Consider the following 17,383-nt stretch of genomic DNA (forward strand, 5'->3'; position numbering starts at 1 on the left):
GTATGTAGATAAAGGTAACGTCATAGCGTAGAGACGGGGCGTACCCCGTCTCCCCCACAATCAGTTGGTATTTCTTAATTATGACAATTATTTCTCACCTAAGAACGGATACCCGTAGCTCGTCGGAGGAACCAAGCATTCCTTGATACAACGAGGATTCGTCCAACGAATCAAGTTCAACGGGCCACCGGCCTTGTCATTCGTTCCGGACGCACGGGAACCGCCGAACGGTTGCTGGGCGATCACGGCGCCGGTCGGTTTATCATTGATATAGAAATTACCGGCCGAATAGCGCAAGGTATTGAATGCCTTATCAATCGCATAGCGATCACGGGCGAAAATAGAACCCGTCAATCCGTACGGAGAAGTACGATCACAAAGTTCCAAAGTCTCCTCATATTTAGCGTCGTCATATACGTAGATCGTAATCACCGGCCCGAAGATTTCCTCTACCATGCTCTTGAACATCGGGTCCGTGGTCTGGATAACCGTTGGCTCCACGAAATAACCAACCGATTTGTCCCCGTTACCACCAAAAAGAACCTCTGCGTCCGGAGACTGTTTCGCATAATCGATATAACTCATGATGTTATCGAACGAAGCCTCATCGATCACGGCATTGACAAAGTTCGTGAAATCCTGCACGTCACCCATCTTGATCTCTTTCAGCATATCGCCCACATAATCTTTCACCTCTTTCCAGAGAGAAGCCGGGATATAGGCCCGAGAACCCGCCGAGCACTTCTGCCCTTGATACTCGAACGCACCGCGTACGATAGCGGTAGCCACATCCAACGCCGGAGCGGAAGGATGAGCGAAGATAAAGTTCTTGCCACCTGTCTCGCCTACGATTTTTGGATAAGATTTATAATGCCCCAAGTTCTCTCCGATCTGACGCCACAAGGTATTGAACGTAGAGGTAGAGCCCGTAAAATGGAATCCCGCCAAATCACGGCTACCCGTAATCACCTTACCGATCACGCTACCCTGTCCCGGGATGAAATTCACTACGCCATCGGGCAAACCGGCCTCTTGGAAAACCTTCATCAAGAAATAGTTCGAATGGATCGCCGTAGTAGACGGTTTCCATACCGCCACGTTACCCATCATAGCCGGAGCCATATTCAGGTTGGAAGCGATCGACGTAAAGTTAAACGGCGTGAGCGAGAACACGAAACCTTCCAAGGCTCGGTATTCCATACGATTCAATATACCCGTCTCGGAATAGGGTTGATCGGCATATACTTGACTAGCGTAGAAGGTACTGAAACGCAAGAAATCGATCAATTCGCAGGGAGCGTCGATCTCCGCTTGGAACGGATTCTTGCTTTGTCCCAACATGACCGAAGCGTTCAGAATATAACGATATTTCGTAGCCAACAACTCAGCTACACGAAGCATAATAGACGCACGTTCCACCCATGGAAGTTCTGACCATTCCTTATGCGCTTTCATGGCGGCGTCGATAGCCATTTGTACTTCTTTCTCGCCCGCCTTGTGATAAGTAGCCAATACATGATGATGATCATGAGGCATAACGACCTTACCGGTATTACCCGTACGGATCTCTTTTCCGCCAATTACCAGAGGTATATCCCATTCCTCGGAACTTATCTGCGCTAACGCTTTCTTTAAGGATGCTTTTTCACTTGATCCGGGAGCATACGCTTTTACCGGCTCATTAATGGGTTTAGGAAATCTAAAAATAGCATTATCCATAATACTTCAGATTTTTTAAATGGTTATTCAATGAAACTTTCTGCTGTAAACGTAGCAAATTTATTTTAAAACAGTGGCGTATAAACGTTAATATATATCAACCAAAGATAAGCTCATTTCACGGTCTATACAATGATCTAAAAGACCTCTCCCGAAAACAATCCGCGAAAGTTGTTTGTTACATTAACATATTAATCATCTTAAAGGAATAAAATTATGGCAATTAAAAGAGTTTGGATTGAGGAGGATTGCATCGCTTGCGGTACATGCGAGGGCATTTGCCCGGAAGTATTCACTGTTACAGATCGTTCACGTGTAAACGAAGGAGTTAATTTCGATGATTTCGAGGCGGGTATTAAAGAGGCTGCCGAAAGCTGCCCGGTCGAGGTTATCAAATACGAATAGACGAAAACACATTAACCCTTACTTTTCCTTCCTAGATAAAATCACAGAATCATTGCGCGATCTATAATAACACGTTATCTTTGCCGGAGGTAAGGTTAATAACATTAACCTCTTACGGGAATAGAAAGAATCGAAATAAGAAATAAGAAGTAAAATGAGAAAATTAGTGTTACTGAGTTTTGTTATTGTCGCCTCTTTGCAATTTTGCGGGGCGCAATCATTGGATAAGATGCAATGGTTCAACGAGCCGGAGCAATGGGAGATTAAAGACAAGTCGCTTTCCATGCAGGTCACTCCCCAAAGCGACTATTGGAGGATTTCCCATTACGGGTTTACGGTAGATGACGCTCCTTTTTATTATGCGACTTATGGGGGTGAATTCGAAGTGAAAGTCAAGATAACCGGCGATTACAAGCAGCGTTTTGACCAAGCCGGCCTGATGCTTCGTATCAATCATGAAAATTATATAAAAGCCGGCATAGAATTCGTGGATGGTAAATACAACCTAAGTGCGGTCGTTACGCATAAGACCTCCGACTGGAGTGTTATCACCTTAGACAAAGCGATCCCCTATGTATGGATAAAAGCTGTCCGGAGATTGGACGCCGTGGAGATCTTCTACTCATTCGATGATAAGGAATACACCCTTATGCGTAACGCTTGGCTACAAGACAATATCCCCGTACAAGTCGGGTTTATGGCCGCTTGTCCCGACGGGAAAGGATTTAATGTGACATTCGAGCATTTCAAGGTAAAACACCTCCCGGATCAGCGCCGGTTAGAATGGCTAAAGAAAAATGCTGAATAAGTATTAGATGCTTATCTTTCAGACGCAGATGACACGGATTTGCTATTCTTATCCGTATTATCTGCGTCATTTGTATTAAAAACAAGCCATACCTGTTAATTAGAAAAGAAAACAAGGGCTCTCACCTTCTTTTTGCTTTTTATTCCTATCTTTGGAGCGACATAATACAATAACTTCAGCAAAATGAACGAACAGATACAACAAATCGCGGAGCGTCTGGCCGGACTACGGGACGCACTGGAGATTACGCCGGAAGAAATGGCAAAGGTCTGCAACCTCACGACTGAGCAATATTTGCTGCTGGAAAGCGGCACGGTTGATATTTCCGTTAGCGTATTGCACCAGATCTCACAGGCTTATGGCGTAGAATTAACCACGTTGATGTTTGGCGACGAGCCTAAAATGAGTACGTACTTTATTACTCGTAATGGAAAAGGTGTTGCCGTAGAGCGTACGAAAGCCTATAAGTACCAATCATTGGCCGCCGGTTTCGTCGGACGTAAAGCAGACCCCTTCTTGGTAACCGTACATCCCAAACCAGAGGATGAGCCGATGTATCTCAATTCCCATCCGGGGCAAGAATACAATATGGTATTAAAAGGACGTCTGTTACTACAGATCAACAATAAAGATCTTATCTTAGAAGAAGGTGATAGTATTTATTTTAACTCAGAGCTTCCTCACGGTATGAAAGCGCTGGATGGGGAAAAGGTCAGTTTCTTGGCCGTCATTTTATAAACGATCAACAGCATGTTAGAAAGATTTATAGATAAAACGACGTTTGAGTCGCAAGAGGATTTTATTAAAAACTTCAAGATCAAGGTTCCGGAGAACTTCAACTTCGGATATGATGTGGTAGACGCTTGGGCAGAGGAAGAACCGGATAAGAAAGCGTTATGTTGGACAAACGATCATGGAGAGCATATTGATTTTACGTTTGCCGACTTGAAACGGTATACGGACCAGACGGCTTCTTATTTCCAATCCTTGGGGATCGGACATGGCGATATGGTGATGCTGATACTCAAACGCCGTTATGAGTTCTGGTTCTCTATCATCGCATTGCATAAATTAGGGGCTGTCGTGATACCGGCTACACACTTACTGACCAAGAAAGATATCGTTTATCGTGCGAATGCCGCCGATATCAAGATGATCGTTTGCGCCGGAGAGGAAGTGATAACGAAACATATCATAGAGGCTTTGCCGGACTCACCGACCGTAAAAAGTGTCGTATCCGTAGGGCCGGAAATACCGGAAGGTTTCGAGGATTTCCAACAGGGTATCCAAAACGCCGCTCCTTTCGCCCGCCCGTCTCACCCAAATAGCAATGACGATATCTCTTTGATGTATTTCACCTCCGGTACGACTGGAAACCCAAAAATGGTGGCCCACGACTTTACGTATCCACTGGGGCATATCGTGACCGGTAGTTTCTGGCACAACTTGCATAAAGACAGCCTTCACCTGACGATCGCGGATACGGGCTGGGGCAAGGCGGTTTGGGGTAAGCTATATGGGCAATGGATCGCCGGAGCGACCGTATTTGTTTACGACCACGAGAAATTCACGCCTGCTGATATGTTGCAGATGATACAGGATTACCGGATCACCTCGCTTTGCGCTCCTCCTACGATCTTCCGTTTCTTAATTCGTGAGGATATGACTAAATACGATTTATCATCCCTTCAATATTGCACGATCGCCGGCGAGGCCTTGAACCCCGCCGTGTTCGACACGTTCTATAAGTTGACCGGCATTAAATTGATGGAAGGCTTCGGCCAGACAGAGACTACGCTGACAGTCGCCACTTTCCCGTGGATGGAGCCGAAACCGGGCTCTATGGGTGTTCCCAACCCGCAGTACGATGTCGATTTATTGCGTCCGGACGGAAGCCGTGCGGAGGATGGCGAGCAAGGACAGATCGTGATACACACAACAAATGGCAAGCCTATCGGGTTATTCAAGGAATATTACCGGGACGCGGAACGTACCCGGGAAGCTTGGCACGATGGCCTGTATTACACGGGAGACGTGGCTTGGCGTGACGAGGATGGTTACTTATGGTTCGTTGGCCGCGCGGACGACGTGATCAAGAGTTCCGGCTACCGTATCGGGCCGTTCGAGGTGGAAAGTGCCTTGATGACTCACCCGGCGGTAGTGGAATGTGCTATCACCGGTGTCCCCGACGAGATCCGCGGACAGGTAGTAAAGGCCACGATCGTATTGGCGAAGGACTATAAGGATAAAGCGGGTGATGCCTTGATCAAAGAATTGCAAAATCACGTGAAACGTGTCACCGCTCCTTACAAATATCCCCGTGTTGTCGAATTCGTGGACGAACTGCCGAAAACAATCAGCGGAAAGATCCGACGGGTAGAGATCCGGGATAAAGATAATAAATAATAAATCATAACTTTCTTGAAAAGGATCGCTGTAAAAATAGGAAGTAATGTCCTGACCCGCAAGGATGGGACGCTAGATATCACCCGCATGTCCGCGTTGGTTGACCAAGTAGCGGACTTGCATCGGCAAGGTATGGAGATCGTCTTGATCTCCTCCGGTGCCGTGGCTTCCGGACGAAGCGAGATAAAGGCCGGCAAAAAGCTGGATCCCGTATCAGCCCGGCAACTGTATTCGGCGGTAGGACAGGCCAAGTTGATCAACCGGTATTACGAGTTATTCCGGGAGCATGGCATGACTTGCGGGCAAGTGCTTACTACAAAAGAGAATTTCGGGAGTCGTACGCATTACCTAAACCAGAAGCATTGCATGGAGGTAATGCTTGAAAACAAGGTGATCCCCATCGTGAATGAGAATGATACGATATCCGTAACCGAGCTGATGTTCACGGATAATGATGAGTTATCCGGCTTGATCGCTACGATGATGGGAATGGATGCCTTGGTGATTCTTAGTAATATAGACGGGATTTACAATGGAAATCCGTCGGACCCGGATAGTTCCGTGATCCGGGAAATCGAATGTGGGAAAACAGATTTGTCGGAATATGTACAGACTAGCAAATCATCCTTTGGACGGGGAGGTATGTTGACGAAATGTCATATCGCCCAAAAAGTGGCAGACGAAGGTATTGCGGTTATCATCGCCAACGGCAAAAAGGATAATATCCTTCCGATGTTATTGGCGGTGGATAGCGACACGGTCTGCACCCGTTTCATTCCGGCCTCGAAACCCGTCAGCAGCGTAAAGAAATGGATCGCCCACTCCGAGGGTTTCGCCAAAGGGGAAATACATATCAATAAAGGAGCCGAGGAGGCATTGACCGCCCCGAAAGCGACTAGCGTATTATTGGTTGGAGTAACCCGCATCGAGGGTGATTTCGAAAAAGATGATATCGTAAAGATAATGAATGAGGAAGGCGTGCAAATCGGCGTAGGCTGTACCGCCTATGACAGCGAGGAAGCACGTAAGCAAATAGGGCAACGGGATTTAAAACCGCTTATACATTATGATTATCTATATTTGGATTAAAAAGTATGAATGTAAAAGATATGCTGCGACAGGCATCGGATGCGGCTAAACAATTGATAACGCTATCGGATCAAACGATTATCGGGATCTTAAAGGAGACAGCGCAGGTTCTACGGACTCATACGGAGGAGGTACTCGCCGCGAATCGCCAAGATCTGGAACGTATGGACCCAGCGAACCCGAAATACGACCGGCTGAAATTGACAGAGGAAAGGCTACAAGGTATCGCCGCCGATATGGAGAATGTATCGACATTACCTTCTCCATTAAATAAGGTCTTGAGCGAGACTACCCGCCCGAACGGAATGGTTATCCGAAAAGTAACCGTGCCTTTCGGGGTGATCGGTGTGATCTATGAGGCTCGTCCGAATGTTACCTTCGATGTTTTTTCCTTATGTTTCCGAAGCGGTAATGTTTGCGTGCTAAAGGGTGGATCGGATGCGGACTTCTCTAACCGAGCCTTGGTACGCATCATCCATTCTGTATTAGAGCGTCAGGGTATAAATCCGGCGGTATGCACTTTACTACCTCCGGATCGAGAGGCTACGGCGGAATTACTGGGAGCGGTCGGCTTGGTTGACTTAATCATTCCTCGTGGAAGCAGTTCCTTGATTCACTTCGTCCGGGAACACGCGAAAGTTCCGGTGATCGAGACTGGCGCTGGTATCTGTCATACCTATTTTGATCGCTCCGGAGATAAAGGCAAGGGACGTGAGATCGTAAATAACGCAAAGACACGGAGGGTCAGCGTATGTAATGCCTTGGATTGCTTAATCATCCACCGAGAACGTCTATCTGATCTTCCGTATATCTGTGGAAAGCTTCCGGACAGCAACGTAATCATTTATGCGGACGAACCGGCTTATGCCGCTCTATCCGAACATTATCCGGAGACGCTTTTACAACAGGCTAACGAAAACAGTTTCGGTACCGAGTTCCTCGATTACAAAATGAGTATCCGTACCGTATCCTCTTTAGACGAGGCTCTATCACATATCGCCCGGTACAGTTCAAAACATAGCGAAAGCATAATCAGCGAAGATCCGGAAACTATCCGGCGCTTCCAGCAATTGGTAGATGCCGCTTGCGTATACGCAAATGTATCTACCGCCTTTACTGATGGGGCCCAATTCGGATTCGGGGCGGAGATCGGAATCAGTACCCAAAAGCTACATGCCCGGGGACCGATGGCGCTTCCTGAATTAACGACTTATAAATACATCATAGAAGGAGACGGGCAGACGAGAATATAGGAACTCGCCTGTCTCTTTCTTCTAGAACAACACTTAAATCTAAACGAATAATGTCAACAGTAATAGATTCAAATATTTTCAATACTTTAGTTTCAAATACATTCTATTCCTGTCCTTTAGGAGGGGCTATCTATGATACGGAAGGAAATCTGATAGACTTGAATAAGGCGATGTTCGCTCATTTTTCCTTGGCAGATAAGCATGACTTTATTATAGAACATCTATTTAATAACATCGTACTAACCGATTCCTTGAAGTCATCTTTAAGAAAAGGTGACGCAATTATATGCGAAGAGCCCGTCACGTTTAAAGTAGAACCCATCTATACCGATGAACAGGGGCTTAGCGGGTATACGCTTTGGCTTACGCAGCAGGGAGAAAAAGAAACTGACAGGGAAAATAAACTATTGATGGGACAATTGAACGAGAGCCGGATATTGATGCGGCAAGCGTTGGAAGACGGTAAATTAGCCGCTTACTCATTCAGCTTCGACCGTTTCTCCACTTGCGACAAAAAGCATTGTAACCGCTGTTTTCAATTCTACGGCACGACCAATACTCTATTAGATAAAAACAGGTTTATATGCAGGGCTTTATCATCCGTACGTAAGCCAGAGGATAGTTTGGATTTCTTCTATCTGTTCAATAAAATCCGGGACGAGAAATTATCGTCTCACAACGTCACCTTCCACCTGAGGAATCAAGACGGGACTTATAAGATGTATGAAATATCGGGTAAAAGCATGGATATTGATGAAAGCGGCACCCCACATGTCATTATAGGTAGCATTATCGAAAAGGAAAACGACGAGCTAGCTATCGCGGATCATCAGAAATCCAAGGATCTTTCCCTATTGAAATCTACGTTTCTGGCAAATATGACGCACGAGATCCGGACTCCGCTAAATGCCATCGTCGGCTTCTCCGATATGTTAGGACTGGAAGATGATCCGGAAATGCGTGAACAGTATATTTCCATGATTAAAGAAAATAACACGGCTTTGCTCGAATTAATCAATGACACACTCGAGATGTCCAGAATCGAGTCCAATACGATCAATTGGTCATATGAGGATGTAAATCCGCTCGCTATCATGCACGATGTATACGAATACGCCTCTCCCCGCATATCCGAAAACGTACGGTTAATTTTGGATGATTCTCCAAACGTATCTCTTCACACGGATAAACATAAGCTTATGCTTATCTTGAAAAAACTACTTTCTAACGCCCTCCGATATACGGAGAAAGGAGAAATTCATTTCGGATACCAATCGTTGTATCCGGTCAGCGTGCAATTTTACGTGTCCGATACAGGCAACGGCATCCCGAAGGACAAACTAGGGCACATCTTCGAGCGATTCCTGCAATTGAACGAATTTGAACCGGGTACCGGATTGGGACTTTCAATCTGTAAAGGTCTGGTCACCGCCATGGGAGGTACCATTTGGGTGAACTCGGAGGAAGGGAAAGGTTCTACCTTCAGTTTCAAACTACCCATAACACCTCCGGATACGATCTCTTAAACAATTCCTTGGTCTTTCTAAAGGATAATTGACAAGTAGTCATTATCTTTGCCTTTAACAAAATATTATTGTAACAGATATGAGACATTTCACTTGCGTACAGGATTTAGGTGACTTGAAACAAGCGCTTAATGAAGCTTTCGAGATCAAGAAAGATCGTTTCCAGTTTAGTGAACTGGGAAAAAACAAGACGTTGTTGATGATATTTTTCAACTCAAGCCTACGTACCCGCTTAAGCACCCAAAAGGCTGCCATGAACTTAGGTATGAACACGATCGTTTTGGACGTTAACCAAGGTGCATGGAAGCTGGAAACAGAGCGAGGTGTTATCATGGATGGTGATAAACCGGAGCATCTGCTGGAAGCTGTTCCTGTAATGGGCTGTTACTGCGATGTGATCGGGGTTCGTTCTTTCGCACGCTTTGAGAATAAAGAAGATGATTATAACGAAAAGATATTGAGTCAGTTCATCGAGCATTCCGGCCGGCCGGTATTTAGCATGGAAGCGGCGACACGCCATCCGTTGCAAAGTTTCGCCGACTTGATCACGATAGAGGAATATAAGAAAACAGCTCGTCCGAAGGTAGTCATGACTTGGGCTCCTCATCCGAAATCATTGCCGCAAGCCGTTCCAAACAGCTTTGCTGAATGGATGAACGCTACAGATTATGAGTTTGTTATCACTCATCCGGAAGGTTATGAGCTTGATCCTAGATTCGTAGGCAACGCTAAAGTGGAATACGATCAGAAGAAGGCTTTTGAAGGAGCGGATTTCATTTACGCAAAGAACTGGTCCGCTTATAAAGATCCGAATTACGGACAAGTAATCAGCACAGATCGTAGCTGGACCGTAGACGCAGAGAAAATGGCGCTTACGAATAACGCTTATTTCATGCATTGCTTGCCGGTTCGCCGCAATATGATCGTTACCGATGATGTGATAGAGAGCCCGCAAAGTATCGTAATCCCCGAGGCGGCAAACCGTGAGATCTCCGCACAAACCGTATTGAAGAAAATATTGATGGGATTATCTAATCTTTAGGATAGAGAGATAGGGTATTCTTTACGATGGGCATTCTTAGGTGTTTATAACGGGCATTCTTAACACCTTAGAATGCCCATTGTAAGCATCTAAGAATAGGCATCAAGGTTTTTCAATGTAAACGAGCCATCCCAACAATAAAAGAGTACTCCCCTACTCTTGTAGAAAAGTACTCTTTCTATGGCTGAAAACAAATCTATTAAGCCTCTCCTGTCGGACCTGCGAAGTCCTCAAAATTAGCTGTTTTGTTATTATTATTTCCTGCTTGAAGTTGCTCCCCAAATTTCTTGATATTGTCTTGCAAAGCGAATAACAAACGTTGAGCGTTATCCGGAGTTAAAATTACGCGGCTTTTTACTTGTGCCTTAGGAGCTCCCGGAACCACCCGGATGAAATCTAGGATAAATTCAGAGCTTGAATGAGATATAATAGCCAAATTGGCGTAAGTTCCTTGTGCCATCTCTTCAGATAACTCGATCTGAATCTCGTTATTGGCAGGTTTGTTGTTTTCCATACTTTCTTCTTTTAAATTTATGGTGATTAAAAATTGCGAAGACAAATATACATATTTATTCCGGGTTACAAAGGGGTTGAAGACTATAAATGCAAAAACGACTACCTTCTCAGGCAGTCGTTTTCTAGTTGTGTTTTTAATTCTCAATTCTTTAGACCAATGTAAAAATACCTTTTGTGTTTGATATAATTGGTTTTGGCGTTTTAGTTAAGGTTTGTTTTGTCTAAGTGCTAATCTCTTTCACTTGAACTTTACAAAAGTAAGGGCTTTAGCAAAGACCACCAAATACTATATGTGCAATAAATAATACTATATCATCAACACTTGACACAAATCAATGTAAACATGCTTTAAATCATGTTTTAAATTATAAACCTCGAACGGGAATATTTCTCCCTGTACTCTGTAGGGGTACTCCCCCTACGCCGTTTGAATACCCGGTTGAAATTCGATAGATTATTAAAACCGCACCTGTAACATATTTCAGAAATACTGTCACTTGTATCGGTCAAACGGCATACCGCCTCGGCTACCCGGATCTCGTTCAAGTTATCGATAAATGTCTTTCCCGTCCACTTCTTCAAGAAACGCATCAATGAGGCATCGCTCATATTTGTTAACTTAGCCACTTCCGACAAGGTGATACGTTTTTGATAATTTTCGTGTAAATATAACATGATACTATCTAAACGATCGGTATCGTTATTATTATAGTTCTTTACCGTGTTCACGGCATTCAACCGACGGGCTGCTTTATCCAAAGATAGAATCTTAAGAATCTCGACCAAACGCAACAGGTTCTTGAAAGAATCCGGCTTGTTATCGTTCGACAACATTCTTAATTTATCTTGAATGCCAAGTATCATTTCCCGGCTGAAAACAAGACCACTGGAAGCGTTATCAAACATATCCTTCATGGTCTTGAAATGCCGTCTATTGATTAAGCTATCAAATAACGATTTATGAAATTGTATCGTTATCTCAAAGATCCCATTACACGGACACTTATGGTTCGAGTAAGCATGCTTCGTTCCTCCCGCGATCAACACCAAATCCAGATCATCGATTTCCTCGACCGAATCGCCAACTATCCGGATAGCACCAGCGGCATTCTCCAGATAGTTCAACTCAAACTCCATGTGTACATGTAACGGAAAATTAAACCCCGATTTCGGGCGTTGCATGACCAAGAAGCAATCTTCTGATGAAAGCGGGGTAGTTTCCTTCAATACGTCTACTTTCCCCATACACACAAAGCTTTTTTATTCGAGTATCAACGTACTGATTACCGGGCAATGGTCGGATGGGAACAGATTATTCAACGTTTCAGTCAATACACCATGACGCAATACCTTGATATTCCCTTTCACGAAGATATAATCGATCCATTCACGCTTGTCGTAAGGGATCTTTCCAAAATCATGGAATGTCCATTTCGGGCCGTAAGTAAACCCTGCGATCGTGCGGGAATGAGTCAAATGACGAAGATCACTCGGATTAGTCAATACTTGTATCGGCTCATCAGAAGGCACGGCATTGAAATCGCCAGTCACGATTATAGGCAAATTCTCGGATAATTTCTTCGCTTGCTCCAGCACCAAAGAAGCTCCTTCATGACGAGCCACTTTCCCCATATGATCCAAGTGCGTATTCAAGAAGAAGAATTTCTTTCCCGTATTCTTATCTTTCAAGATCGCCCAAGTAGCTACACGCTCGCATGCGGCGTCCCAACCTTTCTTACCAACGGCATTTATATCTTCGGCTAACCAGAAATTACCGCTTTTCTCAACGGAGAAACGATCCTTACGATAGAAAATCGGAGCGTACTCCCCTTTCGTCTTGCCATCCTCACGACCAACACCCACATAAGCGTATTCCGGTAAACGATCAAGCAAATCATTCAGCTGATTATTCAAGACCTCTTGCGCACCGAACACATCCGCCTCATGGAATTTCACTAAATCAGCAGCGAAATCTCTTCTGAATTTCCATTGATTATCCTTATCACCCGAATTATCGTAACGGATGTTATAAGACATTACATTCATTTTCTCATCGTTGTTTTTAGCGAATAAGCAGCCAGTGGCAAATAAAGCCACCATTAAACAAAGTAAAATTCTCTTCATGATATTGATTATTATATGTTTCTTATATGTCTCAGTATTTATCTATGGTCTTTGTTACCTCGCAAAAATAAAGTTTATCCATTTATTAAGCAAATAAGGAAGAACAAAAAAGGCCGACAGATTGCTCTGCCGGCCTTTCTTTATAGTTTATTAAACGTTCCTATTCTTCATCATCTTTGTCCATGGCATTGAAATCAACCACGTTCTTGCGATTAGCGAAGATACGATCGAACTCATCCTTTGCGCCTACGATCAGCTTATCAAACTCACGCTGACCGGTACCGGCAGGAATCAAGTGACCACAGATAACGTTCTCTTTCAAACCTTCCAAACGGTCTACCTTTCCGTTGATAGCAGCCTCGTTCAATACTTTCGTCGTCTCTTGGAAAGATGCGGCGGACATAAAGCTGTTCGTCTGCAAAGCGGCACGTGTGATACCTTGAAGAATCTGGTTGGCTGTAGCCGGAATAGCGTCACGTACCTCGACCAACTTAAGGTCACGGCGTTTCAACATACTATTCTCATCTCTCAACTTACGCGCAGTCACGATCTGTCCGGCCTGCAATGTCTGAGAATCTCCCGGATCGGTAACAACTTTCTTGCCCCAGATACGATCGTTCTCGTCCATTACCTCCAACTTATCAACAATCTGCTGCTCCAAGAAGCGAGTATCTCCCGGATCAACCACCTCTACCTTACGCATCATCTGACGAACGATAACCTCGAAGTGCTTATCGTTGATCTTCACACCCTGTAGACGGTATACATCCTGAACCTCATTCACGATATATTCCTGTACAGCCGTCGGACCTTTGATCGCCAAGATATCCGAAGGAGTGGTAGCACCGTCTGATAGCGGCATACCCGCACGGATATAGTCGTTCTCCTGAACCAATAATTGTTTAGACAGAGGAACCATATATTTCTTAACCTCACCCAACTTAGACGTTACAGTGATCTCACGGTTACCACGTTTGATCTTACCGAATCCTACCTCTCCGTCGATCTCAGATACGACAGCAGGGTTAGACGGGTTACGAGCCTCGAACAACTCGGTTACACGAGGAAGACCACCGGTGATATCACCGGCCTTACCTACGGCACGAGGGATCTTAACCAAAACCTCACCAGCTTTCACTACATCACCATTGTCTTTCACGACGTGAGCGCCCAACGGCAAAGAGTAGTTCTTCAAGTAATTACCATTCTCATCCACGATATGAGCGGCCGGAGCCTTCGTCTTATCCTTAGACTCGATGATGATCTTCTCCTTCAAACCGGTAGTCTCATCACTCTCAACCTTGTAAGTTACGTTCTCTACCAAACTCTCGAACTCGATCTTACCGGAAACCTCTGATACGATTACGGCATTGAACGGGTCCCACTCGATGATCACGTCACCCTTCTTAATTGAGTCACCGTTGTTGAAGAACAACTTAGAACCATAAGGTATATTATGAGTCAACAACACGATCTTCGTGTTCGGATCAACAATGCGCATTTCAGCCAAACGGCTTACTACTACCAAATGTTTCTTTCCGCTCACCTCGTCTACCGCCTCAACAGCACGAAGCTCGTCGATCTCTAAAATACCATCATATTTAGATGTAATACTATTCTCTGTTGCGATGTTGGATGCGATACCACCGACGTGGAATGTACGCAACGTCAACTGTGTACCCGGCTCACCGATAGACTGCGCGGCGATTACACCGACAACCTCACCCTTCTGAACCATGCGGTTCGTAGCCAAGTTACGTCCATAGCACTTAGCGCAGACACCCTTCTTAGACTCACAAGTCAATACGGAACGAATCTCGACGCTCTCGATCGGAGAGTCTTGGATTGCCTTAGCGGCATCCTCACGGATTTCCTCACCGGAACGAACGATAACCTCGCCCGTAATCGGATGGATCACATCGTGAACAGATACACGACCTAAGATTCTCTCATACAAGGAAGCGATCACCTCCTCGTTATTCTTCAATTCCGTACAAACCAAGCCACGCAATGTACCACAGTCTTCCTCGTTTACGATCACGTCGTGAGAGACGTCAACCAAACGACGAGTCAAGTAACCGGCGTCGGCAGTCTTCAAAGCGGTATCAGCCAAACCTTTACGAGCACCGTGAGTAGAGATAAAGTACTCCAACACGGACAAACCTTCCTTAAAGTTAGAAAGGATCGGGTTCTCGATAATCTGACCACCTTCTGCACCACTCTTCTGCGGTTTCGCCATCAAACCACGCATACCGGACAACTGACGAATCTGCTCCTTAGAACCACGGGCACCGGAATCCATCATCATGTAGATTGAGTTGAATCCATCGTTATCCGCCGTTAATTGCTTAATCAAGATATTAGACAAGTTACTATTAACGTGTGTCCAAGTATCAATGATCTGGTTATAACGCTCGTTGTTGGTAATGAAACCCATATTATAGTTAGCCATGATCTGCTCAACCTCCTCATATCCCTTCTGAACCAACGCATCTTTTTCAGCAGGAATAAGCACATCGGCCAAGTTGAAAGACAGACCACCCTTAAATGCCATATAGTAACCCAAGTTCTTGATATCATCCAAGAACTGAGCGGTACGAGCTACGCCACAAGCCTTGATTACCCGACCGATGATGTCGCGAAGAGACTTCTTACCCAACACCTCGTTTACATAACCAATCTCTTTCGGAACAAACTCATTTACCATCAAACGACCTACAGAAGTCTCTACCATCGTCTTCACCAAGTTACCGTTCGCATCCAAATCCTCCACGTAAACATGGATCGGAGCATGGATATCCAACTTCTTCTCATTGTAAGCGATCGTAGCCTCTTCCGGACCATAGAAAGTCAAACCTTCGCCTTGTGTACCCTTGCGCAACTTGGTAATATAATACAAACCAAGCACCATATCCTGAGAAGGTACGGTAATAGGAGCACCATTCGCAGGGTTCAAGATATTGTGTGAAGCCAACATCAACATTTGAGCTTCCAAAACAGCCTCATTACCTAACGGCAAGTGAACAGCCATCTGGTCACCGTCGAAGTCGGCGTTGAATGCCGTACATGCCAACGGGTGCAACTGGATAGCCTTACCCTCGATCAATTTCGGCTGGAACGCTTGGATACCCAAACGGTGCAATGTCGGGGCACGGTTCAATAATACCGGGTGACCTTTCATTACGTACTCCAAAATATCCCAAACAACCGGTTCCTTACGGTCAACGATCTTCTTGGCAGATTTCACCGTCTTCACGATACCGCGTTCGATCAATTTACGGATAACGAAAGGCTTATAAAGCTCGGCAGCCATATTCTTCGGCAAACCGCACTCGTGCATCTTTAATTCCGGACCTACGACAATAACCGAACGAGCGGAGTAGTCAACACGCTTACCCAACAAGTTCTGACGGAAACGACCTTGTTTACCTTTCAAACTGTCGGACAAGGACTTCAACGGACGATTGGCGTCTGTCTTAACAGCGCTCGATTTACGAGAGTTGTCAAACAAAGAGTCCACGGCCTCCTGAAGCATACGTTTCTCATTACGTAAGATCACTTCCGGAGCCTTAATATCGATCAATCGTTTCAAACGGTTATTACGGATAATAACACGACGATATAAATCATTCAAGTCAGAAGTAGCGAAACGGCCACCGTCCAACGGAACCAACGGACGCAGTTCAGGAGGGATCACCGGGATCACCTTCATGATCATCCATTCCGGTTTGTTACGACCTCTGGACGCACGAAAAGACTCAACCACCTGAAGGCGTTTCAAGGCCTCGTTCTTTCTCTGTTGAGATGTGTCCGTGTTCGCACGGTGACGCAACTCATAAGAAAGAGAATCCAAGTCCAAGCGAGCCAACAGATCATAAACAGCCTCAGCGCCGATCTTAGCGATGAACTTATTCGGATCCGTATCCTCTAGCAATTGATTTTCTCTTGGAAGGCTATCCAAAATATCCAGATATTCCTCCTCAGATAATAGGTCTAACTCACCGACCGTGTCTACGCAACCCGGCTGGATCACGACGTAGCGTTCGTAATAGATGATGGAATCCAGTTTCTTGGTAGGAAGACCTAGCAAGTAACCGATTTTATTAGGCAAAGAACGGAAATACCAAATATGGGCAACAGGAACCACCAAATGAATGTGTCCCATACGTTCACGACGAACTTTCTTTTCCGTAACTTCCACTCCACAACGATCGCAGACAATACCTTTGTAACGGATACGCTTGTACTTACCGCAATGGCACTCATAGTCCTTGATCGGACCAAAGATACGCTCACAGAACAAACCGTCACGCTCAGGCTTATACGTACGATAGTTAATTGTTTCCGGTTTCAAAACCTCACCGCTGGAGTTCTCTAGGATCTCCTCAGGGGATGCCAGACCGATGGTTATTTTTGAAAAGTTACTCTTTATCTTGTTTTCTTTTCTAAAGGCCATATTATTTATTTATAAAGAGTTATCAATAGATAAAGTAGG

13 protein-coding genes are annotated in these 17,383 nt (G+C 45.0%); 8 read left to right on the top strand and 5 right to left on the bottom strand.

The window, feature by feature from the left end; translation table 11 throughout:
* Window positions 1-87 precede the first annotated feature (87 nt).
* A complete protein-coding gene (pruA, locus tag ACYIA1_RS11950; protein WP_005854238.1) occupies window positions 88-1,719 on the bottom strand; it encodes an L-glutamate gamma-semialdehyde dehydrogenase in 1,632 nt (543 codons plus the stop codon).
* A gap of 216 nt (window positions 1,720-1,935) precedes the next feature.
* Between pruA and ACYIA1_RS11955 the strand changes: the two genes are divergently transcribed.
* From ACYIA1_RS11955 to ACYIA1_RS11990, 8 genes are all read left to right on the top strand, one after another.
* Complete coding sequence (locus tag ACYIA1_RS11955) at window positions 1,936-2,124, top strand: ferredoxin (protein ID WP_005854237.1); 189 nt, start codon at window positions 1,936-1,938, stop codon at window positions 2,122-2,124.
* A 154-nt stretch (window positions 2,125-2,278) separates the two neighbouring features.
* Window positions 2,279-2,932, top strand: coding sequence for a DUF1349 domain-containing protein (locus ACYIA1_RS11960; RefSeq protein WP_005854236.1), 654 nt, complete (start codon window positions 2,279-2,281; stop codon window positions 2,930-2,932).
* Window positions 2,933-3,115: 183 nt separating this feature from the next.
* Entirely contained in the window at window positions 3,116-3,670 is a 555-nt protein-coding gene (locus ACYIA1_RS11965) for a helix-turn-helix domain-containing protein (RefSeq protein WP_005854235.1), read from the top strand.
* A 12-nt stretch (window positions 3,671-3,682) separates the two neighbouring features.
* Window positions 3,683-5,338: an AMP-binding protein gene (locus ACYIA1_RS11970; protein WP_480335375.1), complete on the top strand. Its 1,656-nt coding sequence runs from the start codon at window positions 3,683-3,685 to the stop codon at window positions 5,336-5,338.
* A 15-nt stretch (window positions 5,339-5,353) separates the two neighbouring features.
* Window positions 5,354-6,427: a glutamate 5-kinase gene (gene proB / locus ACYIA1_RS11975; RefSeq protein WP_005854230.1), complete on the top strand. Its 1,074-nt coding sequence runs from the start codon at window positions 5,354-5,356 to the stop codon at window positions 6,425-6,427.
* Between the two features lie 5 nt (window positions 6,428-6,432).
* Window positions 6,433-7,680, top strand: a complete 1,248-nt coding sequence (locus ACYIA1_RS11980) for a glutamate-5-semialdehyde dehydrogenase (RefSeq protein ID WP_005867252.1) — start codon at window positions 6,433-6,435, stop codon at window positions 7,678-7,680.
* Between the two features lie 50 nt (window positions 7,681-7,730).
* Entirely contained in the window at window positions 7,731-9,206 is a 1,476-nt protein-coding gene (locus ACYIA1_RS11985; RefSeq protein WP_005854227.1) for a sensor histidine kinase, read from the top strand.
* 79 nt (window positions 9,207-9,285) lie between these two features.
* Entirely contained in the window at window positions 9,286-10,248 is a 963-nt protein-coding gene (locus ACYIA1_RS11990; protein ID WP_005867250.1) for an N-acetylornithine carbamoyltransferase, read from the top strand.
* Between the two features lie 199 nt (window positions 10,249-10,447).
* Here the strand turns inward: ACYIA1_RS11990 and ACYIA1_RS11995 are convergent, their stop codons facing one another.
* From ACYIA1_RS11995 to rpoC, 4 genes are all read right to left on the bottom strand, one after another.
* On the bottom strand, window positions 10,448-10,762 hold the full coding sequence (locus tag ACYIA1_RS11995; RefSeq protein WP_005854225.1) for a DUF3467 domain-containing protein: 315 nt from the start codon (window positions 10,760-10,762) through the stop codon (window positions 10,448-10,450).
* Between the two features lie 362 nt (window positions 10,763-11,124).
* Complete coding sequence (locus ACYIA1_RS12000) at window positions 11,125-12,009, bottom strand: AraC family transcriptional regulator (RefSeq protein ID WP_005854224.1); 885 nt, start codon at window positions 12,007-12,009, stop codon at window positions 11,125-11,127.
* A 15-nt stretch (window positions 12,010-12,024) separates the two neighbouring features.
* Complete coding sequence (locus ACYIA1_RS12005; protein ID WP_480335379.1) at window positions 12,025-12,888, bottom strand: endonuclease/exonuclease/phosphatase family protein; 864 nt, start codon at window positions 12,886-12,888, stop codon at window positions 12,025-12,027.
* A gap of 160 nt (window positions 12,889-13,048) precedes the next feature.
* Window positions 13,049-17,344, bottom strand: a complete 4,296-nt coding sequence (gene rpoC, locus ACYIA1_RS12010; RefSeq protein ID WP_005867246.1) for a DNA-directed RNA polymerase subunit beta' — start codon at window positions 17,342-17,344, stop codon at window positions 13,049-13,051.
* Between the last annotated feature and the right edge of the window lie 39 nt (window positions 17,345-17,383).

This window comes from Parabacteroides sp. KHUB-02 (assembly GCF_056640955.1).